Here is a 19302-nt window from a genome sequence, read left to right on the forward strand (position 1 = left end):
CCGAGTACGACGGCGGCGACCTGGAGCCGCCCGGCCTGACCGGTCAGATGCCACAGCGCCCGGACCACGGTGAACAGAGCTACCGGGGATCCGGCCGGCTGACCGGCCGCAAGGCCGTCATCACCGGCGGCGACTCGGGCATCGGCCGCGCGGTCGCCATCGCGTACGCGCGGGAGGGCGCCGACGTCCTCATCTCCTACCTGCCCGAGGAGGAGGAAGACGCGCGCGAGACCGCCCAGCTGATCGAGAAGGCCGGCCGCACCGCGGTGCTGGTGCCCGGCGACATCCGCGAGGAGGCGCAGTGCCGGGCGATCGTCGACCGGGCGCTGTCCGACCTCGGCGGCCTCGACATCCTGGTGAACAACGCCGCCTACCAGATGGCGCAGCCGGGCGGGATCACCGACATCACCGACGAGCAGTTCGACCGCGTGATGAAGACGAACCTGTACGCGATGTTCTGGCTCTGCCGCGCCGCGGTGCCGCACATGCCGGCCGGCGCCACGATCATCAACACGGCGTCGATCCAGGCGTACCAGTCGTCCAGCCCGCTGCTCGACTACGCCACCACCAAGGGCGGCATCGTCGCCTTCACCAAGGCGCTCGCCGAGGACCTGGCCGAGAAGGGCATCCGGGTGAACGCCGTGGCGCCGGGCCCGATCTGGACGCCGCTGATCCCGGCGACCATGCCCGAGAAGAAGGTGAAGTCCTTCGGCAGCGACACCCCGCTGGGCCGCGCCGGGCAGCCGGCCGAGCTCGCCCCGGCGTACGTCTATTTCGCCAGCCAGGAGTCGAGTTACACGACCGGCGAGGTGCTCGGCGTGACCGGCGGCAAGCCGGTCAGCTGATGTGGTCGGCCACCCAGTGGTAGGCCGTCATGACCCACTCGGTCTGCTGGAGGAAGGTCACGCCGACGCCGGCCAGGAACAGGGCGGTGACCAGGTGGGAGCCCCGTGAGGAGCGCCGGACGCGGCCGAACTGGCGCTCCAGCACCAGGTGGCCGACGAGCCGGGCGAGGCAGAACAGGCCGGCCGCCACCGCCAGGGTGACCAGAAACACGATCAGCGGGGTGCCGAAGTCGCCGTCGCCGGAGAGCGTCCAGATGCCCCAGCAGACGAAGGCGAAGAGCACGGCGGCGCTGGTCCACTCGCCGCCCTTGCGCATCTCGCTCCAGCGCCAGCTCAACGCGGGCCGGTCCGGCGCCTCCACACCGGGCCAGCCCGGGTTGGTGTGCTCGGGCTCGGCGTAGCGCGGGCGCGCCGCCTGCGGGTTGACCTGCGCGCGGCCCCGGCTGAACGGCGACGGCGCCTCCTCGGGCTTCGGGAAAGGCGCGGTGGGCGGCGTGTGCCCGGAAGGCGGCGGGCCCGTGACGGGCGTGGTGGGCGCGTCGGCCCACGGGTCCTGCGGCGGCATGTCGAGCGTCCGCTCCGACCACTGCGGTTGCTCCGGCATCGCTCCCCCTCTGTGTCGGCGGTTCCCCCGCCACATCGAGAGTACCGAGCGCGCAAATCATTCGCCTCGAGAGCCGAGGTCCGTTACACAAGTGCGCATGGACGATTCCGTACGCCTGCGCGCCGCCACCACCGATGATCTTCCGGCGATCGCCGACCTCATCGGGCAGGTCTTCCACGAGCGCATGACCGAGGAGACCCGCGAGTGGGAGACCCGGATCACCGAGGTCGAGCGCTCGGTGGTGGCCGACGCGGGCGGCCTGGTGGTGGGGCACGCCACCGCGCAGACGCGCGAGCTCAGCGTGCCGGGCGCGGTGATACCGGCCGCCCACGTCACCGGGGTCGGTGTCGCCCCGACACACCGCCGCCGGGGCCTGCTCAGCGGCATGATGCGCCGCCAGCTCACCGAGATCGCCGAGGCCGGCCGCGAGCCCGTCGCGGTGCTCTGGGCCAGCGAGACGGCGATCTACCCGCGCTTCGGCTACGGCTCGGCCGCCGACCGCCTGCGGCTCGAGATCGCCACCCGCGAGGTGCGCCTCACGGCGCCGGTGCAGCCGGTGCGGCTGCGCATGGTCAAGCCGGGCGAGGCGCGCGCGGAGCTCGCGGCGCTGCACGACCGGCTGCGCGCGGAGCGGCCCGGCTGGTCGAGCCGGGGCGACCAGTGGTGGCAATACCTGCTGCGCGACACCGACGGGCAGCGCAACGGCGGCACGGACCTCTACGGTGTGATCGCCGAGGGCGACGACGGCCCGGCGGGATACGCGCTGTGGCGGGTCAAGGACGGCTGGAACGGCTACGGGCCGGACGCCACGGTGCGCGTGCAGGAGGTCGTGGCGCAGGACACCGCCGCCTACACCGAGCTGTGGCGCTTCCTGCTCACGATCGACCTGGTCCGCACCGCCGTCTACGGCTACGCCTCGCTCGACGAGCCGCTGCAGCACATGGTCGACGAGCCGCGCCGGCTCGGCCGCGGGTACGAGGACGCGCTGTGGGTGCGCCTGGTCGACCTGCCCGCCGCCTTGGAGGCCCGGCGCTACCTCTTCCCGGTCGACGTCGTGCTCGAGGTCACCGATCCGCTGATCGAGGCCAACAACGGCCGGTGGCGCCTCACCGCCGATCAGGACAAGGCCTCGTGTGTACGCAGTGCCGACGCGCCCGATCTCAGCTGCACCGTCACCGAGCTCGGCGCGGCCTATCTCGGTGGCACCTCGCTCGCCGCGCTGGCCGCCGCGGGCCGGGTGCGGCGGCTCACCGGCAACTTCCCGTCGGCCGCCTTCGGATGGCATCGCCCGCCGGTGGCCCTCGAGGTGTTCTGAGTGAGGCGCGCAGCGGTACCGTCGGCGTCATGGGTGAGCCCGAACGCCGACGTCGCCGCGTGCGTCCCTCCCACTCGGCCGCGCCCGCCGCGGCGCCCGGGCCCGGTGAGGCCGCCGGCGAGGCCACGCGGCCGGCCGTGACCACGCCGCGCGGATCCGGCGAGGCCGCTGGTGCGAGCGCCGGCGTGGCCGCCGGTGACACTGCCAGCGGGGGTGCCAGGGACGCTGCCGGCGGGGGTGCCGGCGACGCTGCCGGTGAGGCCGTGACGTCGCCCGTCGCCGATCCGGTGGACGAGCCCGATCCGGTGCCCGCGCCGCCCAAGGTCAAGCCCGTCGAGGCGCGACCGCCGCGCAACGGCGGCGGCGCCGCGGGCCGCCGCACGCTCGGCAACGGCCCGGGCGGCGACGACCGCGAGGCCGAGCGGGGCCTGCGCGGCCTCGTCGGCTCCGGGTCGTCCCAGGTCAGCGTGGGCGCCGCGCTGCGGGCGCGTGACGCTGCCCGGCCCACCGACGAGCAGCTGGCCGAGGCGGACGCCCACCTGACGATCGTGCGGCGCAACTGGGTCCCCCGCGAGGACCTGCCCCGCAACCGCTGAGCCCCGCGGTCGCCCGCGGAGCGAAGCGGAGCCGGCCGGCCGGCGTCGGGGCCGGCGGCCGAGGCGCCGCCGGGTTTGCCGCGCCGCGCTCAGCTCTCGGGCAGGGCCGGAAGCTCGCGGGTGCGCTCGTAGTCGGCGAGCTGGCCGATGCGGCGGGCGTGCCGCGGGTTGCCCGAGAAGGACGTGGCCAGGAAGGTCTCGACGAACGAGGTGGCCTCGTCGAGCGTGTGCTCGCGCGCGCCGATGCTGATCACGTTGGCGTCGTTGTGCTGGCGGGCGAGCTGGGCGATCTCGTTGCGCCAGACGAGTGCCGCGCGCACGCCGTCGATCTTGTTGGCGGCGATCTGCTCGCCGTTGCCGGACCCGCCGATGACGATGCCGAGCGAGCCCTCGTCGGCCACCACCTTGGCCCCGGTCTGCAGGCAGAACGCGGGGTAGTCGTCCTCGGGGTCGTAGACGTGCGGACCCACGTCCACGACGTCGTGCCCCTGCTTGATCAGGTGGTTGACGAGGTGCATCTTCAGCTCGTAGCCGGCGTGGTCGGAACCCAGGTAGACGCGCATGCTCTCACTCTCTCAGAACGATCTCTCGCGGAACGCTTAGAAGCACAGGGATGCTCGCAGAACGGCGGCGACCTGATCCGCCGCAACGCGCGCGTCGTCGATCACCGCGAGCTTGCGGGCGAAGCCGTGATTGACACCCATGTAGCGGGTGTGCACCACCGGGACGCCCGCGGCCATCAGGGCGTCCGCGTAGTCGGCGCCCTCGTCGCGCAGCGCGTCGTACTCCGCGGTGATGATCAGCGTGGGCGGCATCCCGGCGAGGTCGGCGGCGAGCGGCGCCACGTCGGGGGTGAACCGCTGCGCCGGGTCGGGGACGTACGTCTCCCAGGCCAGCTTCATCGAGGCCCGGTCGAGGCCGTACGAGCCGAGCTCGTCGTACGACTCCGAGGCCGTCATCGGATCGATGGCCGGATAGATCAGCACCTGGTGGTCGAGGGGCGTGCCGAGGTCGCGCTGGCGCCGGGCCGCCACCGTGGCCAGCTGGCCGCCCGCGCTGTCGCCGCCGATCGCCAGCCGGGACGGGTCGACGCCGAGGTCGGCGCCGGACTTGCGGACGAAGGCGAGGACCGTGTCGACGTCGTCCCGGGCGGCCGGGAAGACGTGCTCCGGGGCGAGGCGGTAGTCGACGGACAGCACCGCGCAGCCGGAGCGGTCGGCGACGCGCCGGCACATCCGGTCGACGGTCTCGACGCTGCCGTAGCACCAGCCGCCGCCGTGCAGGTAGACGAAGACCGGGGCGTCGGTGCGCGTCGCGTACAGCCGGCAGGGCACCCCGCCGGCGTCGACGTCCACGACGACGGGCAACGGCAGCGCCGGGCCGGTCTCCGCCTCGTTCGACTCCAGCATCGCCCGTCGCACGCCCTGGAGACGCTCGTAGGGATCGGCCGAGAGCGGCGGCTGGGGGCGAAGCCCGGCCGCCGCCGTGACCTGCGGGTTGAGCATGCTCAGTCGAGCTGGGCCAGGACGAGGCCGCCCCGCGCCTTGGGGGTGAACCACGTACTCTTGCGGGGCAGCTTCTGCCGCTCCAGGTTGACCGTGACGAAGTCGTCGACGGTCACCGGCGCGATCAGCACGGCCAGCTCGGAACGGCCCTCGTCGACCTCGCCGCGCAGCCACTCGGCGGAGTAGTCGCCGCCGATGTAGGAGACACGCTTGTCGCCCGCGTCCAGGCCGAGCACGTCGCGCAGCAGCACCCGCTCGACCAGCGCGTGGTCGAGGTTGTCCACCGCCGAGAGGTTGGTGTTGACGGGGAGCCCGATCGCGAAGGTGCGCTTGGCGGCGTACACCTCGATGGTGCCCTTGGACGGCACCTGCGCGGGGCGCGGCACCTCGGTGACCGTCGCACCGCCCGCGCGCAGCCGCGCCAGGAACTCGTCGAGCGGCACCGGCAGCTCGCTGACCAGGCGGTTGTAGGGCTGGATGGCGACCGAGGCGGGCGTGGTGACGACCGCGAGGAAGCGCGGGAACCCGGCGGTCTGCGCGGCCAGGCTGCGGTGGTTGCCGTCGGCCACGACCAGCTCGCCGCCGCCGGCCAGCGCGGTCAGCTCGTCCTGCAGCGCGCCCGGGCCGACCACCCAGATCTCGTGGCTGCGGCCGGTCTGGTCGACGTCGGCCGCGGCGGGCTCCCCGGCGGCCTCGACGGCTGCCGCGAGGGCCGCGTGCAGCTCCTCACCCTTGGTGGTCTGCAGCAGCAGGACGGGCGAGAGCAGCGTCCCCAGCGCCTCGGCCAGGGCCACGCGCTCGCGCACCTTTTCGAGGAAGACGTCCTCGTTGCGGATGACGAGGCCGGGCTCGTCGGCGCTCGTGGAGATCTGGTCGGTGTCGACCATGCTCCACAGCCCGTACGCGGGCGGCTCGCCCTCGCCGGTGATGCGGTAGAGCACGACGACCTGCTCGGCCGGGACGTAGCTGCCGTCGGCGCGCTCCAGCGCGAGCCGGGCCACCGCGTCGGGAAGCGAGTCGGTGAAGGACTTCCCGAGCGACTCGGGAGCGAGATGGGGCATCTCGACAGCGAGAGAACTATGCGGATTGTCGGCGATGATGGACGTGATTTCGGCGTCGTCGGCGAATTCGTCGTAGTTCTGGGCGCCGGTGCCACCAGCGGTGACCCAGGCCTTGCTGATCGGGTGCACGACCGTCATGACTGCCAAGCTACCGGGCGGCTCGACGGTGCTTGCCGACGGGCATGTTGCCCCGTGACCTGGCCAACTGGCCCCTGCGCCAGTCTCCGACGGGCCGCTGGAGGGGCGACGCCGAGACGGTGACCGGCGGTGCCACCAGGTCCGCGAGGTCGGGTGCGAGATTCGTCCAGTCACCGCGCTGGACCGCGATGGTGGACAGTGCCACCCCTTCGGTGTCGGCCATTTTCCGTTCTCCGTCTTGGATGAGGTGTATCTCACCCCATCCAACGACGCGTACGGAGTGCCAGAAGCGCAATCAGTCGAAAATGGGCCCGATGTCGCGCGAACGCTTGAGTTCGTAGAAGCCGGGAGTGCCCGCGACGAGCAGCACGCCGTCCCAGAGCTTGCCGGCGGCCTCACCCTTGGGGGCCGGCGTGACGACCGGGCCGAAGAACGCCACCTTGTCGCCGTCGCCGTTCGGGCCGGGCGCGTGGATCACCGGGGTGCCGACGTCGGTGCCGACCGGCTTCATGCCCGCGTCGTGGCTGCCGCGCAGCGCGTCGTCCCAGGCGTCGCTGGTCGCCGCGTCGGCCAGCGCGGTGTCGAGGCCGACCTCGGCCAGCGCCTCCGTGAAGAGCTTCTCGTCCAGCTCGTACTTCTTGAGGTGGATGCGCGTCCCGAGGGCCGTGTAGAGGTCGCGGAGCACCTGCGGGCCGGCGGCCTCCTCGGCCGCGATGCACACCCGCACCGGGCCCCATCCCTTGGCCATCAGCTCCTGGTACTCCTGCGGGAGGTCACGGCCCTGGTTGAGCACGGACAGGCTCATCACGTTGAAGCGGACGTCGAGGGGGCGGACCTTCTCCACCTCGAGCAGCCACCGGGACGTCATCCAGGCCCACGGGCAGATGGGGTCGAACCACATGTCGACCGTGCTGCGTTCAGTCATGTGTCGATACTCCCCCAAGCAACTATCTATTGCTCGACTGTCCTGTGCAGGACCCCGGGTGAGGTGTGCCACCTGCGGCGGTCCGCATAGGGTGAGGAGGAAAGCTTGTGCGCTCAGAGGAGAGTGACTGTGGCCGGAGTTCGTAATTTGACCCAGGTGGAGGCCGCCGAGCGCGCCCGCCTGCTCGAGGTCACCGGGTACGACATCACCTTGGACCTCACCGACGGCCACGGCAATCCCGGCGACGGCACCTTCCGCTCCACCACGGTCGTGACGTTCACCTGCCGGGAGCCCGGGGCCGAGACCTTCATCGAGACCGCCGCGGCCTCGGTGCGGTCGGCGACCCTCAACGGGCAGCCGCTCGACCTCGCCGGGTTCTCGGCCGAGAAGGGCCTGACCCTCACCGGGCTCGCCGCCGACAACGAGCTGGTCGTCGACGCCGACTTCGCCTACTCGGCGAGCGGCCAGGGGCTGCAGCGCAGCCCCGACCCGGTCGACAAGGAGATCTACCTCTACAGCCAGTTCGAGACGGCCGACGCGCAGCGGGTCTACAGCTGCTTCGACCAGCCCGACCTCAAGAGCGTGTACACGTGGCACGCCACGGTGCCCGCGCACTGGAAGGTCGTGTCCAACAGCCCGATCGAGCGCGAGGAGGCCGCGGGCCCCGGCGCCAAGACCGTGCACTTCGCGACGTCAGCGCGGATGAGCACCTACATCACCGCGCTCTGCGCCGGGCCCTATCACGAGGTGCGCGACGAGCACGACGGCATCTCGCTCGGTGTCTTCTGCCGGGCCTCGATGGCGCAGTACCTCGACGCCGGCAACCTGTTCGAGGTCACCAAGCAGGGCTTCGACTTCTTCCACGAGCAGTTCGGGGTGCGCTACCCGCTGCCGAAGTACGACCAGCTGTGGGTGCCGGACTTCAACGCCGGCGCGATGGAGAACTTCGGCTGCGTCACCCACGCCGAGGCGCACTACATCTTCCGCTCGCAGGTCACCGACTTCGAGTACGAGCAGCGCGCCAACACGATCCTGCACGAGCTCGCGCACATGTGGTTCGGCGACCTGGTCACCATGCGGTGGTGGAACGACCTGTGGCTCAACGAGTCGTTCGCCGAGTGGGCCAGCCACTGGTGCAACACCCACGCGACCCGCTTCACCGACGCCTGGACGACGTTCCTGTCGGTGCGCAAGAGCTGGGGCTACCGCCAGGACCAGCTCTCCTCGACGCACCCCGTCTACACCGAGATGCCCGACCTCGAGGCGGTCGAGGTCAACTTCGACGGGATCACGTACGCCAAGGGCGCCAGCGTCATCAAGCAGCTCGTGGCGTACGTGGGACTCGACTCGTTCCTCAGCGGCCTGCGCGCCTACTTCGGCAAGCACGCCTGGGGCAACGCGACCTTCGACGACCTGCTCACCGAGCTCGAGTCGGCGTCCGGCCGCGAGCTGCGCAAGTTCGCCGCGCAGTGGCTCGAGACGTCCCAGGTCAACACGCTGCGGCCGATTGTCGAGATCAACGGCGACGGCACGTACGCGAGCGTGCTCGTGCGGCAGGAGGCGCCGGCCGACTACCCGACGCTGCGCACCCACCGCATCGGCGTGGGCCTCTACGACCTCGAGGGCGACCGGCTGGTCCGGCGCGACCTGCTCGAGATCGACGTGACGGGCGAGCGCACCGAGATCCCCGCCCTCGCCGGCGTCAAGGCGGCCGACGTGCTGCTGCTCAACGACGACGACCTCACGTACGCCAAGCTGCGCCTCGACGAGCGCTCGATGGCGACGGTGGTGCGCCACATCGCCGGCCTCGACTCGTCGCTGTCGCGGGCGCTGTGCTGGGCCGCGGCCTGGGACATGCTGCGCGACGCCGAGCTGGCGGCCCGTGACTACGTGACGCTGGTCTGCTCGGGCCTGCCCGCCGAGACCGACATCAACCTGGCCACCTACACGTTCCGCCAGGCGTCCACCGCTATCGCCCAGTACGCGGACCCGGCGTGGCAGGCGACCGGCTACGCCCAGCTCGCCGAGATGGCCCGCGCCCAGCTCGCCGCAGCGGCTCCCGGCAGCGGCTGGCAGCTCACCTGGGCCCGCGGCTTCATCGGCGCGGCCCGCACGCGGGACGAGCAGGCGGTGCTGCGCGGCTGGCTGACCGGCGACAACGTGCCCGAGGGCCTGGTCGTCGACACCGAGCTGCGCTGGTCGCTGATCCAGGCGCTGGCGTCGCTCGGCGCGGCGAGCGACGAGGAGATCGGCAACGAGCTCGACGCCGACCGCACGGCGAGCGGCGAGCGCGAGGCGGCGGTGGCCCGCGCCCTGATCCCCACGGCCGAGAACAAGGCCCGGGTGTGGGCGGAGCTGACCGGCGAGGCCGACGTGCCCAACTGGCTCAACCGCTCGCTGCTGACCGGCTTCCAGAGCGCCAAGCAGGTCGAGCTGACGGCGCCGTACGCGACGAAGTTCTTCGACGTGGTCGGCGACGTGTGGGCCCGGTCGGACAGCGAGCCCGCGCAGGAGTTCGCGATGCTCGGCTACCCCGTCTACCAGATCAGCGAGGAGACGGTCGCGCTCACCGACGCGTGGCTCGCCAAGGACGGGCAGCCGGCGTCGCTGCGGCGGCTGGTCGCCGAGGGCCGCGACGGCGTCGTGCGCGCCCTCAAGGCCCGCGCCAAGGATGTCGCGGCGGCCGGCTGATCAGAGCCAGGCCGCGGGGGCGATCCGCATCGGATAGGGGGCGTCGAGCTTGACCGGCTCGGCGCCCTCGATGCTGTGCACGGGCCGGTAGCGGTCGCCGCTCAACTCGTACGTGTGCAGCAGGGGTGTCGCGCGGCCGGGCTCGACCCGCCAGAACGACGCGATGCCGGCCTCGGCGTAGAGCGACGGCTTGAGCAGCCTGTCGAAGCGCCGGGTGGCCGGCGTCTCGATCTCGACCACCAGCGCCACGTCGGCCGGGTCGCACCAGACCGAGCCGGACGAACGGGGGCGCAGCACCACCACGTCGGGCACGAGGTTGCTCTCACCCATCTGGATGCCGACGCGGTCGCAGACCCACCAGCCGGGCGGCGCCGACGAGCGCAGCGTGGTGACCACGGCCCGGACCGTGGCCTCGTGCGCCTCGGGCGACGGCGGCGACACGTGCAGGCTGCCGTCGACGATCTCGTAGCGGTGGCCGTCCTGCGGGAAGAGGTGGAGATCGGGCTCGGTCCAGTCGCCGTCGGGGGCGCTCCATCGCGTGACGGTGTACGACGCCGGGCTCGTGATTGCCAAACCGGACCACCTCCATCACCGTGGGCTACAAGCCTAGCCACACAGCGTTGTTGCCGCCCGGTTTCGGGCACGAAAAAGCCCCCGGTCACCCGGGGGCATCTTTCGCTGTATCTGCGTCGCGCTCAGCGGCGGCCGGCGTGGGACGCCAGCTGGTCGAGGCCGGCCATGACGCCGCCGGCCAGGTCGCCGCCGGCGAACGCGGCGGCCATGGAGAGGCCGGCCAGCTTCGCGTCGCGGTCGGAGATGCGCTTGCGGGCCTCGCTGCCCGTCACGATCTCGAGCTTGCGCTGGTTGGGCGAGACCGCCAGCAGCACCGCGTGGTCGGAGTCCTTGACCTGCGCGGCCAGCTTCTCGGCGAACTCGCGGGTGGGCGTCTCGAACTCACCGATGTAGACGCTGAACGTCAGACCGGTGGACTCGTCGGCGACGCGCAGCGCCTCGTCGAGGCGGAGCAGCTGCCGCGTGGTGAACGGGCCGTCCTCCACCTCGTTGCCGGAGGAAGCCTGGACCAGCGTGTCGCCGCCGGGCTCGTCCAGGGCGGTCAGCGCCTGGCCCTCCCGGGGCTGCTTCCCAAGGTCACCAGCTGTCACTTGCGCCTCCTGTCGGGCCGGGCTTGACCGGAGCGCCGGTGCTGTCCTCCAGGACCGGGCCGGTCAGAGCCGGCTGGGCATGGCCATGGTCGTGGCCGCCCGCGCCGACGAGCTTCTCCGGCCTGGCCAGGAACCAGATCGGCTGGAAGTCGTACGGCCGGCCGGGCCGGTAGCGGTGTGTGCGCTTGTTCCGGTCGGCGCCCGCCAGGACGAGCGCGGCGATCAGCCCGATGATCACCGCCGGAATGACCACGAAGACCAGAACGGTGCTTGAAATCGACAACGTCAACGCCCCCAGGCGCCTGAATTCCTCAAACTGATCCGAACAACTGTCACGGTAGCGGAGCGCAGGTCATGCCGCCGCGTCGGGTCTCGAACCCGGGGGTTAACGCGATGGGGATCTCGGCGGAATGGGCCTCGGGGTGCGAAAATCACCCACACGCGCCGTTCGTGTCCACGCGTCCTCGGACGGCAGGAGGGGGAATCGATGCGCATGTCCGTCCCCGCCGCCCTCGCGGCGCTCGTTCTGGGCCCACCCGTCCTCTTTGTCCCGGTGCTGGCCGACGCGTCCGCGGCCCGGGCCGCCGCCATCTTCCTGGAGGTCAACCCCAGCACCGTGCCGGCCGGCGACGAGGTCGGGCTGCGTGCCTCCTGTGACGACAATCTCAAGGCGGCGACGGTCACGTCCGGCCTGTTCGGCACGGTCACCGTCGCGCCGCAGTACGGCTTCCTCACGGCGACCGTACGCGTCCCGAGCGGCACCCGGCCGGGTGACTACCGCGCCGACCTGCGCTGCCCGGACGGGCGCACCACCTCGGCCACCGTGCACGTCGTGGCCAAGGTGGAACCGGCACGCGGACCGGCCACCGGCGGAGGCGGCACCGCGCCGGGCCGCAACGCTCCCCTGCTCATCGGCGGCGGCCTCGCGGTCTTCGCCGCCGGCCTGATCCTCGGCGTGCTGTCGCTGCGCCGCCGGCGGCTCGGCTGAGGCGCCGCGCATGACCGGCCAGTCGCCGCCGCGCCCCGGACCGCCGCGCCAGGCGCGCGGGGGCCCGGCCTCGCCACGCCGACCCAGGGAGCAGGCGGAGCACGTGACCGGCCCGCGGATGCCCGAGTCGGTGCTCCGCAAGAAGCCGGCACAGATCACCGCGCCGCCGCCCGGCATGATCACCGGCCCGCTGCCGGCGCCGCCCTCGCTGCCGGGCCGCCATCCCTTTCGTCAGCCGTCCCCGCGCCCGCTGCCGAAGGCCGCGCCCCGGCCGGCCCGCGGCCGCAAGCCGTTGCCGATCGGGCTGATCGCGCTCGCCCTGCTCTTCCTCGGGCTCTTCTGCGTCGCGATGGGCCTGGGCGCGGCGACGAACCTCGACCTGTCGCGCCTGTTCGCGGGCGAGGAGAAGAACGAGCCGCCGCCGCGCTCCTTCCCGGTGCTCGACCCGAGCCGGCCGCTGCGGCTGACCATTCCCGCGATCAAGGTGCAGGCGCCGATCCTCGAGGTGGGCCTGGCCGGCGACGGCACGGTGGACGTACCGCCCCTGGAACGGCACAACGAGGCGGGCTGGTTCGACGCCGGCCCCACGCCGGGGCAGTTCGGGCCGGCGCTGATCGTGGGGCACGCGGACACGCGTACCGGCCCCTCGGTCTTCAAGGCCCTGCCCAAGCTGAAGGCGGGGCAGCGCATCGAGGTGCAGCGGGCCGACCGGTCCGTGGCGATCTTCGAGGTCAACTCGGTGGAGCACTTCGACAAGGGCAAACTGCCGGTCCAACGGGTGTACGGCGACTACAGCCGCCCGTCGCTGCGCCTGCTGACCTGCGGCGGCCGCTGGATCGGCGGCAGCACCGGCTACCAGGACAACATCGTCGTCTTCGCCTCACTGATCGAGACGCGGAACTCCACAAATAATTAAGCCGCCTCGGCTTCGACAGCCGGGGCGGCGGGCAGGTCGAGCCAGTCGGCCCAACGGGGGTCTGGCGTGCGGTGTCCGAGGACTCGCCACGCGACCCCGCGTGGTGCCGCCGGTATCGCGTGGAGTCGCCAGCCCAGCTCGGCAGGGGTCTTGTCACCCTTGCTGTGGTTGCACTTGGCGCAGGCGGCCACCACGTTCTCCCAGGCGTGCAGCCCTCCGCGGCTGCGCGGGAAGACGTGGTCGATGGTCTCGGCCGAGCCGCGGCAGTAGGCGCAGCGGCCGCCGTCCCGGGCGAAGATCGCTCGTCGGGAGAGGCCGACGTGCGTGCGGTACGGAACCTTCACGTACCGGGTGAGGCGCACGACCGAGGGAACCGGAAGATTGGTGTGGACGCTGTGCAGGATGCCGTCGCCGTCGGAGACGCACTCTGCCTTGGCGGTCAGGACGAGGATGGTCGCTCGACGCACCGATACGACGCACAGCGGCTCGTAGGTGGCGTTCAGAACCAACGCGGATGAGCCCACTATGGGTCGTATGTCAGGCATCGTTATCTACCCTTCGGGTAAAGGTGCTACCGGCGCTCCTGTGTCCGTGGCTGGCTGGCGAGGCGTCGGCGGCGATGCCTCGTGCGCCAATAGTCCCTGATGGATGACCAAATTGCGAGCGCAATCCGTAGCCGGAGGGTAAACGTCTGAGGTCGCCGCGCTGTGCGACGGCTGAGAGCGGGTTGGGCCCGTCCCGGTACGGTTGTGCCCCGTGTTGCTTCTAGCCCCCACCCCCTCGCCCTCGGGTTCGCCGGACGTCTACACGACGGTCGATGTCACCAAGGCGTGCCCCGACGACGTGCTCTGCAGCCGGATCCTGGAGTGGACCGGCAACCAGTGGCTCGCCAACAGCAGCTACGTGATCATCGTGAAGCCGCTGCGGATCATCGGCATCATCCTGGTCGCGATGCTGATCCGCTGGCTGCTGCACCGCGCGATCGACCGGCTCACCCACACCACGTCACGGGCCTCGATGCCGGCGCTGCTCAAGCCGCTGAAGGAGAAGGCGGCGCAGACCGCCGAGGAGGGGCAGTTCATACCCGAGCGCCGCCGGCAGCGGGCCGAGGCGATCGGGTCGGTGCTGCGGAGCTTCGTCAGCGCGGTGGTCTTCACGATGGCCGCGCTACTGGTCTTCGGCGAGCTCGGCTTCAACCTGGGCCCGCTGCTGGCCAGCGCCGGCATCGTCGGCGTGGCCCTCGGCTTCGGCGCGCAGAGCCTCGTCAAGGATCTGATCGCCGGCCTGTTCATGCTTCTGGAGGACCAGTACGGCGTCGGCGACACGGTCGACCTGGGCGAGGCGACCGGCGTGGTCGAGACGGTCGGCCTGCGCATCACCACGGTCCGCGACGCGCGCGGCGTGCTCTGGTACATCCGCAACGGCGAGATCATCCGAGTCGGCAACAAGAGCCAGGGCTGGGCCATGGTGGTCATCGACATCCCGATCGGCTTCGTCAACTCCGAGCAGGCGATCGCGGTGCTCAAGGAGGCGGCCCAGCGAGTGGCCGACGCGCCCGAGCACCAGACGGAGTTCCTCGAGCCGCCGGACGTCGTCGGCGTCGAGCAGCTGACCGTGGACGGGGCGGTCATCCGCACGATCGCCAAGACGACAGCGGACGGTCAGATCGCCGTCCAGCGCGATCTCCGGCAGGCGCTGACCGAGTCGCTGGAGACGAGCGGGCTCTCCGAACGCATCGCCGCCTCTCGATTGCTCCCGCGCAGCGCGGTGCCGCCGGCATACCTCGGGAATTCCGCACCCGACGACCAGCCGGGCGGAGCCACCTGACCTGCGATTAGGGCGTACGGGGGATGCCCGGCCTCGACCGATTGGCCGACATTCCGCCCGTACGCCCTAGCATCGACTCGGACGATCGGGCAGAATCCGCTTGAGCATCTGCACTTGCGGCATCACGTTCGCGGCGGGCACTAGACCCCGGCGAGGACGCGCACGGCGCTCGCCGCGACCCGGTGACGTCCGAGATCGAGAGAGGACCCGTGTCCCACGCGGTGACAGACAGCGACAGGAAGGTGACCTTCCGCGAGCTGTTCGGCGTGCGCGAATATCGTGCGCTCTATCTCTCGTTGATCGTCAACTGGGTGGGCGACTATCTGGCCCGCGCCGCGATCACCGTCCTCGTCTACGAGGAGAGCAAGTCCGTCCTGATGTCCGCAGCGGCGTTCGCGGTCAGCTTCCTGCCCTGGGTGGTCGGCGGGCCGCTGCTGTCGGCGGTCGCCGAGCGATACCCGTACCGCCGGGTCCTAATCGTGGCCGACCTGTTCCGCATGGTCGTCATCGCGCTGCTGCTCATTCCGGGCGTGCCGATCCCGATCATGCTCCTGCTCGTCTTCCTGGCCAGCCTTGGCACCCCGCCCACCCAGGCCGCCCGGTCGGCCCTGCAGCCCCTGGTGGTGGGCCGCGACAAGCTGCCCATGGCCGTCGCCACGAACGCGTCGACCGGGCAGGCCGCCCAGGTCTTCGGCTACCTGGCTGGCGCGTCCCTGGCCACCGCGCTCAACCCGCAGGTGGCCCTCGCGATCGACGTGGTCACCTTCGCCGTCTCCGCCGCGCTGATCTCCTGGGGCGTGCGGCCCCGGCCCGCGGCCTACGACCGGTCGCAGCGCCGCCACCTGCTGCGCGAGTCCGGCGAGGGCTTCCGGCTGGTCTTCGGCACCCAGACGCTGCGCTCGATCGCGATCATGGTGTTCGTCCTGACCATGTTCGCCGTCGTGCCCGAGGGCCTGGCCGCCGCGTGGGCCGCCGAGGCCGACCCCGACTCGGCCACCCGCGGCCTCGACCAAGGCATGATCATGGCAGCCGGCCCGGTCGGCTTCGTGATCGGCGGCCTCGCGATCGGCCGGCTCGCCGGCGCCGACCTGCGCGACCGGCTGGTCCGCCCGCTCGCGATGCTCTCCGCCCTCGCCCTGGTGCCGGCCCTGACCGGTCCGCCCGCATCGGTCGTCGCCGTGCTGGTGGCGATCTCCGGCATGGCCGCCGGCGGCGTCACGCCGACGCTGAACGGCAAGTTCGTGCTCATCCTGCCGCACGGCTACCGCGCCCGCGCGTACGGCGTGATGCAGACCGGCATGCAGCTCAGCCAGTTCGCCGCCGTGATGATCACGGGCCTGCTCGCCGACCACTTCTGGCTGCCGCTGGTGGTGGGCCTGTGGAGCATCGGCGGCACTGTCGCGCTGGGCATCCTGGCCGCCCGCTGGCCGAGCCGCGAGGTGTTCAACGAGGCCACCGCGGAGGCGGCGCCCGACCACGAGCATCACGGCCGTCACAGGGCCGCGGCCTGACCGCTCCGGCGGCCGGCTGGCAGGATGGAACGGTGACCGACCCCGCCAACTTTTTCGAAGCCGTCGGTGGCGAGCCCACGTTCCGGCGTCTCGTCGACCGCTTCTACGAGGGCGTCGCCGACGATCCCCTGCTGCGCCCGATGTACCCGGAAGAGGACCTCGGCCCGGCGGCCGAGCGCCTGACCCTGTTCCTCATGCAGTACTGGGGCGGCCCCAACACCTACTCGGCCAGCCGCGGCCACCCCCGCCTGCGCATGCGGCACGCCCCGTTCGTGGTCGACTTCGCGGCCCGCGACGCCTGGCTCAAACACATGCGCGACGCCGTCGACTCGCTGGAGCTGCCGAAGCCGCTGCACGACCAGCTCTGGGACTATCTGGAGCGCGCGGCACACTTCATGGTCAACGCCTGACGTTTCTTCGGCGGCGGTCAGGTCGTTGGAGCGGGTGACAAACCGCTGCTCAAACGACCTGGAGCCCTTTCGCATGCGCCGCCGCCTGATCGCCGCCGCCACGCTCGCCGCCGCCGCTGTGGCGTGCGCGCATCCCGCCGCGGCCGACCTCGCCCAGCCCACGATCGTCTCGCCGAACCCGGTCGACTTCACCCCGCACGTCCTCGACGGCACGGTCTGGTCGATGGCCATCGTCGGCGACGCGGTCGTGGTCGGCGGCGCCTTCACCAAGGTCACCGACAGCACCCGCAAGCACACGTTCGCCCGCAAGAACATCTTCGCGTTCGGGCTGAACGACGGCGCGGTCCGCGGCTTCGCCCCACAGGTCGACGGCGCCGTCTACGCGCTGAGCCCCGGCGCCGACGGCACCGTCTACGCGGGTGGCGCGTTCAAGACCGTCAACGGCTCCGCGCAGCGCGGCATCACCCGCCTCACCATGGGCGGCCAGCGGGTCAGCGCCTTCACTGCCAAGATCAACTGGGGCGACGTGCGCACCCTCAACGCCCGCGGCTCCCGCCTCTACGCGGCCGGCACGTTCTCGGCGATCAACGGCGTCAACCGGGCCGGCCTGGCCCGCCTGAGCGCCGCCACGGGCGCCGTGGACACCGGCTTCGACGCCCGGCTGACCGCACCCGGCCTCACCCGTACCCGGGTCGAGCACTTCGACATCTCCCCCGACGGCCGCAAGCTGGTCGCGGTCGGCGCGCTGCTCAAGGCGAGCGGCTACGACCGCACCCAGATCGCCATGTTCGACGTCGGCGGCCCGTCGGCCCAGCTGACAAGCTGGTACACCGACGCCTACAAGCCGCAGTGCATGAAGGGCTTCGACACCTACCTGCGGCAGGTCAAGTTCTCCCCCGACGGCTCCTACTTCGTGGTCGCGGCAACCGGGCGGGCCAGCTCACCGGACCGCCTCTGCGACTCCGCGGCCCGCTTCGAGGCAGGCGGCTCGGGCCGGCACAACCCGACGTGGGTGCAGCGCACCGGAGGAGACTCGCTCTACGCGGTGGCGGTCACCGGGGCGGCCGTCTACCTCGGCGGGCACCAGCGCTACTTCGACAACCCGTACGGCTCGGACGCGAAGGGCCCCGGCCCCGGCGCCGTCTCCCGGCCCGGCATCGGCGCGGTCAACCCGAGCACGGGGCGGGCGCTGTCCTGGAACCCCACTCGCTCGCGGGGCGTGGGGGTGCGGGTCTTCGTCGCGCACCCGCGGGGTCTGCTGGTCGGGTCGGACACCGATCAGCTGGGCCGCGAGTACCACGGCCGGGTGGGGATGTTCCCGCTCGGCTAGGACGCTTGCGGGCGGGTGCGCTGCCGGCACGGTTCCGGCCCGGTGTGCTCGCTGCCGGCACGATTCCGGTCGGGGATGCTCGCTGTTGGCACGGTCGCGGCCTGGGACGCTCGCTGCCGGCACGGCCCCGGCCTGGGACGCTCGCTGCCGGCACGACCCGGCCCGGGACGCTCACTGCCGGCACGACCCGGCCCGGGACGCTCACTGCCGGCTGGCACGGTCGGCCGGCGCGGTCGCAGCCGGCCGGCACGGCATCTCCCGCCCGGCCGGGACGTCCCCGTTCGGCGGGATGTTCGCCGTTGCAGTAGGTGGCCCACCCGCCGCGTCGGCGCCGCCCGCGCTGTCCCGCTCGGCTAGGACTTTCTTGCTCGGCTAAGAGGCTCCGCTCGGCTGCGACGCCGCCGGTCGATCATGCCCGCGTCAACCACAGATCCCGCCCTCCCAGGGGGAGCCCCCGTTGGTCATTGTGGCGGAAATTGGGAATCTCTGCAGGGCGCCTGTGGACAACCACGACTGTGGAAAACCCGCGGCGCTCTACCGCAGAAGACACGCAGTGGTCCCAGAGCGAGCCTCTCGGCACGCCAATGCGGAGCGCCTGCCGCGCCTCAAATCCAACCGTTCAGGACGCGCCGCAGCAAAAGCGCTCGGGATTGGGCGCAGCAAAGCGCTCGGGATTGGGCGAAGCGAGTGCTCCCGGCGCCTCAGAACCAACCGCGAACGACGCCCCCAGCAGAGCAATCGAGACGCCCCGCAGCGGAGCACTCGCAGCACCCCGGATCGAACTGCCCGGGTCGCCTGCGCAGCAAGGCGCTGGGCGCCACGCAGCGAAGCACCCGCGGCGCCCCCAACAGAGCGCCCTAGAGCAGCGCCCCCTCATCATGCAGCCAGTCGACGAAGCTTGTTGCCACCGCTGCGCCGCAGTCGAGGAGCTCGACCAGGAGGGCGTCGTGGGTGCCGGCGGCGAGGGGGACCTGGAGCTCCGCGTAGATCGGGAGCTGGCCTCGCTCGGTCGGGTCGCCCACGTAGGCCTTGCAGAAGCGGCGGGTGTGGTTCCATTCGTTGACCACGCGGTAGGCGCGGTCGGCCCAGTCCGGCGGGACCGTCGAATGCGGCCGGGCGCGCATCACGAGGATCTCGTCGTCCGGTCCCTCGAGGGTGAACAGCACCGCGTGCCGTTCCCACATCGCCAGCAGGCTGCCGCCGCCGTCGGCGAGGAACCGGATGTCGAGCAGGTCGAGCGCCTTGCCGATGCGAGCCAGCGTCACCGGCGCGACCGTCTCGGGCTCCTCGGAGGCGGCCGCGTCGACCGGAACCGGAAGCCGGCCGGGCTCTCGTTGGGCCGGGACGCCGACCCGTACGGCGCCGCGCACCGCCGAATCGTCGTCGGCCTCCACCGGGTTATCCGCGGCCGAGCCCGGACGCCATGACCACCACGGCATCTTTGTGCACCTCACTCCCCAGCAGACCCACCGCCGGA

Annotated in this window: 21 protein-coding genes; 10 read left to right on the forward strand and 11 right to left on the reverse strand. The window is 71.8% G+C overall.

Going from position 1 to position 19302, the window contains the following annotated elements; translation table 11 throughout:
- Positions 1-47 precede the first annotated feature (47 nt).
- Complete coding sequence (locus Ade02nite_RS10900) at positions 48-845, forward strand: SDR family oxidoreductase (RefSeq protein WP_203761495.1); 798 nt, start codon at positions 48-50, stop codon at positions 843-845.
- Here Ade02nite_RS10900 and Ade02nite_RS10905 read toward each other — a convergent pair.
- Positions 838-1449 carry a DNA-directed RNA polymerase II gene (locus tag Ade02nite_RS10905; protein ID WP_203761464.1) on the reverse strand — a complete coding sequence of 204 codons (612 nt, stop codon included), beginning with the start codon at positions 1447-1449 and terminating at the stop codon, positions 838-840. The genes Ade02nite_RS10900 and Ade02nite_RS10905 overlap by 8 nt on opposite strands.
- Positions 1450-1546: 97 nt before the next feature.
- Between Ade02nite_RS10905 and Ade02nite_RS10910 the strand changes: the two genes are divergently transcribed.
- Together Ade02nite_RS10910 and Ade02nite_RS49195 are read left to right on the forward strand one after the other, a co-directional pair.
- A complete protein-coding gene (locus Ade02nite_RS10910) occupies positions 1547-2764 on the forward strand; it encodes a GNAT family N-acetyltransferase (protein WP_203761465.1) in 1218 nt (405 codons plus the stop codon).
- Positions 2765-3027: 263 nt separating this feature from the next.
- Complete coding sequence (locus Ade02nite_RS49195; protein ID WP_379035918.1) at positions 3028-3360, forward strand: hypothetical protein; 333 nt, start codon at positions 3028-3030, stop codon at positions 3358-3360.
- A gap of 89 nt (positions 3361-3449) precedes the next feature.
- Here Ade02nite_RS49195 and Ade02nite_RS10920 read toward each other — a convergent pair whose 3' ends face one another.
- The 5 genes from Ade02nite_RS10920 to Ade02nite_RS10940 form a co-directional block, all read right to left on the reverse strand.
- The gene (locus Ade02nite_RS10920; RefSeq protein WP_203761467.1) at positions 3450-3923 is read right to left on the reverse strand and encodes a ribose-5-phosphate isomerase; all 474 of its coding nucleotides are present in this window, start codon (positions 3921-3923) and stop codon (positions 3450-3452) included.
- Between the two features lie 36 nt (positions 3924-3959).
- Positions 3960-4865, reverse strand: coding sequence for an alpha/beta hydrolase (locus Ade02nite_RS10925; RefSeq protein WP_203761468.1), 906 nt, complete (start codon positions 4863-4865; stop codon positions 3960-3962).
- 2 nt (positions 4866-4867) lie between these two features.
- The gene (locus tag Ade02nite_RS10930) at positions 4868-6064 is read right to left on the reverse strand and encodes a DUF1015 family protein (RefSeq protein ID WP_203761469.1); all 1197 of its coding nucleotides are present in this window, start codon (positions 6062-6064) and stop codon (positions 4868-4870) included.
- 10 nt (positions 6065-6074) lie between these two features.
- A complete protein-coding gene (locus Ade02nite_RS10935; RefSeq protein ID WP_203761470.1) occupies positions 6075-6287 on the reverse strand; it encodes a hypothetical protein in 213 nt (70 codons plus the stop codon).
- Between the two features lie 72 nt (positions 6288-6359).
- Entirely contained in the window at positions 6360-6989 is a 630-nt protein-coding gene (locus Ade02nite_RS10940; protein ID WP_203761471.1) for a mycothiol-dependent nitroreductase Rv2466c family protein, read from the reverse strand.
- Between the two features lie 129 nt (positions 6990-7118).
- Here Ade02nite_RS10940 and pepN point away from each other — a divergent pair, with 129 nt between their 5' ends.
- Positions 7119-9680, forward strand: a complete 2562-nt coding sequence (gene pepN / locus Ade02nite_RS10945) for an aminopeptidase N (RefSeq protein ID WP_203761472.1) — start codon at positions 7119-7121, stop codon at positions 9678-9680.
- Here the strand turns inward: pepN and Ade02nite_RS10950 are convergent, their stop codons facing one another.
- The 3 genes from Ade02nite_RS10950 to ctaJ all read right to left on the reverse strand — a co-directional run bounded on the left by Ade02nite_RS10950 (position 9681) and on the right by ctaJ (position 11126).
- The gene (locus tag Ade02nite_RS10950) at positions 9681-10253 is read right to left on the reverse strand and encodes a Uma2 family endonuclease (RefSeq protein WP_239168671.1); all 573 of its coding nucleotides are present in this window, start codon (positions 10251-10253) and stop codon (positions 9681-9683) included. It abuts the gene before it with no gap.
- 122 nt (positions 10254-10375) lie between these two features.
- Positions 10376-10765 carry a DUF5130 family protein gene (locus Ade02nite_RS10955; RefSeq protein WP_203761497.1) on the reverse strand — a complete coding sequence of 130 codons (390 nt, stop codon included), beginning with the start codon at positions 10763-10765 and terminating at the stop codon, positions 10376-10378.
- 64 nt (positions 10766-10829) lie between these two features.
- Positions 10830-11126: an aa3-type cytochrome oxidase subunit CtaJ gene (ctaJ, locus tag Ade02nite_RS10960; RefSeq protein WP_239168672.1), complete on the reverse strand. Its 297-nt coding sequence runs from the start codon at positions 11124-11126 to the stop codon at positions 10830-10832.
- 204 nt (positions 11127-11330) lie between these two features.
- Between ctaJ and Ade02nite_RS10965 the strand changes: the two genes are divergently transcribed.
- A complete protein-coding gene (locus Ade02nite_RS10965; RefSeq protein ID WP_203761473.1) occupies positions 11331-11831 on the forward strand; it encodes a hypothetical protein in 501 nt (166 codons plus the stop codon).
- A gap of 103 nt (positions 11832-11934) precedes the next feature.
- Positions 11935-12747, forward strand: a complete 813-nt coding sequence (locus Ade02nite_RS10970) for a class F sortase (RefSeq protein ID WP_239168673.1) — start codon at positions 11935-11937, stop codon at positions 12745-12747.
- On the opposite strand, the gene Ade02nite_RS10975 is transcribed toward Ade02nite_RS10970, so the two are convergent.
- A complete protein-coding gene (locus Ade02nite_RS10975) occupies positions 12744-13292 on the reverse strand; it encodes an HNH endonuclease (RefSeq protein ID WP_203761474.1) in 549 nt (182 codons plus the stop codon). The two genes, Ade02nite_RS10970 and Ade02nite_RS10975, sit on opposite strands and share 4 nt — an antisense overlap.
- Before the next feature lie 211 nt (positions 13293-13503).
- On the opposite strand from Ade02nite_RS10975, the gene Ade02nite_RS10980 reads away from it, so the two are divergent.
- The 4 genes from Ade02nite_RS10980 (at position 13504) to Ade02nite_RS10995 (ending at position 17825) form a co-directional block, all read left to right on the forward strand.
- A complete protein-coding gene (locus Ade02nite_RS10980) occupies positions 13504-14574 on the forward strand; it encodes a mechanosensitive ion channel family protein (protein WP_203761475.1) in 1071 nt (356 codons plus the stop codon).
- A 221-nt stretch (positions 14575-14795) separates the two neighbouring features.
- On the forward strand, positions 14796-16085 hold the full coding sequence (locus tag Ade02nite_RS10985; RefSeq protein ID WP_239168674.1) for an MFS transporter: 1290 nt from the start codon (positions 14796-14798) through the stop codon (positions 16083-16085).
- On the forward strand, positions 16082-16495 hold the full coding sequence (locus Ade02nite_RS10990; protein WP_379035916.1) for a globin: 414 nt from the start codon (positions 16082-16084) through the stop codon (positions 16493-16495). Before Ade02nite_RS10985 ends, Ade02nite_RS10990 begins: the two co-directional genes overlap by 4 nt.
- A 73-nt stretch (positions 16496-16568) precedes the next feature.
- Positions 16569-17825, forward strand: a complete 1257-nt coding sequence (locus tag Ade02nite_RS10995; RefSeq protein ID WP_203761478.1) for a delta-60 repeat domain-containing protein — start codon at positions 16569-16571, stop codon at positions 17823-17825.
- A gap of 857 nt (positions 17826-18682) precedes the next feature.
- Here Ade02nite_RS10995 and Ade02nite_RS11000 read toward each other — a convergent pair.
- Positions 18683-19264 carry a type III secretion system chaperone family protein gene (locus tag Ade02nite_RS11000; protein ID WP_203761479.1) on the reverse strand — a complete coding sequence of 194 codons (582 nt, stop codon included), beginning with the start codon at positions 19262-19264 and terminating at the stop codon, positions 18683-18685.
- Between the last annotated feature and the right edge of the window lie 38 nt (positions 19265-19302).

The sequence above is a fragment of the Paractinoplanes deccanensis genome, from assembly GCF_016862115.1.
GTDB lineage: Bacteria > Actinomycetota > Actinomycetes > Mycobacteriales > Micromonosporaceae > Actinoplanes > Actinoplanes deccanensis.

Excerpts from the sequence above, each read along its gene's own strand:
- Ade02nite_RS10900 (WP_203761495.1), top strand. The coding sequence starts at position 48 with ATGCCACAGCGCCCGGACCACGGTGAACAGAGCTACCGGGGATCCGGC.
- Ade02nite_RS10905 (WP_203761464.1), bottom strand. The coding sequence starts at position 1,449 with ATGCCGGAGCAACCGCAGTGGTCGGAGCGGACGCTCGACATGCCGCCG.
- Ade02nite_RS10910 (WP_203761465.1), top strand. The coding sequence starts at position 1,547 with ATGGACGATTCCGTACGCCTGCGCGCCGCCACCACCGATGATCTTCCG.
- Ade02nite_RS10920 (WP_203761467.1), bottom strand. The coding sequence starts at position 3,923 with ATGCGCGTCTACCTGGGTTCCGACCACGCCGGCTACGAGCTGAAGATG.
- Ade02nite_RS10925 (WP_203761468.1), bottom strand. The coding sequence starts at position 4,865 with ATGCTCAACCCGCAGGTCACGGCGGCGGCCGGGCTTCGCCCCCAGCCG.
- Ade02nite_RS10930 (WP_203761469.1), bottom strand. The coding sequence starts at position 6,064 with ATGACGGTCGTGCACCCGATCAGCAAGGCCTGGGTCACCGCTGGTGGC.
- Ade02nite_RS10935 (WP_203761470.1), bottom strand. The coding sequence starts at position 6,287 with ATGGCCGACACCGAAGGGGTGGCACTGTCCACCATCGCGGTCCAGCGC.
- Ade02nite_RS10940 (WP_203761471.1), bottom strand. The coding sequence starts at position 6,989 with ATGACTGAACGCAGCACGGTCGACATGTGGTTCGACCCCATCTGCCCG.
- Ade02nite_RS10965 (WP_203761473.1), top strand. The coding sequence starts at position 11,331 with ATGCGCATGTCCGTCCCCGCCGCCCTCGCGGCGCTCGTTCTGGGCCCA.
- Ade02nite_RS10975 (WP_203761474.1), bottom strand. The coding sequence starts at position 13,292 with ATGCCTGACATACGACCCATAGTGGGCTCATCCGCGTTGGTTCTGAAC.
- Ade02nite_RS10995 (WP_203761478.1), top strand. The coding sequence starts at position 16,569 with ATGCGCCGCCGCCTGATCGCCGCCGCCACGCTCGCCGCCGCCGCTGTG.
- Ade02nite_RS11000 (WP_203761479.1), bottom strand. The coding sequence starts at position 19,264 with ATGCCGTGGTGGTCATGGCGTCCGGGCTCGGCCGCGGATAACCCGGTG.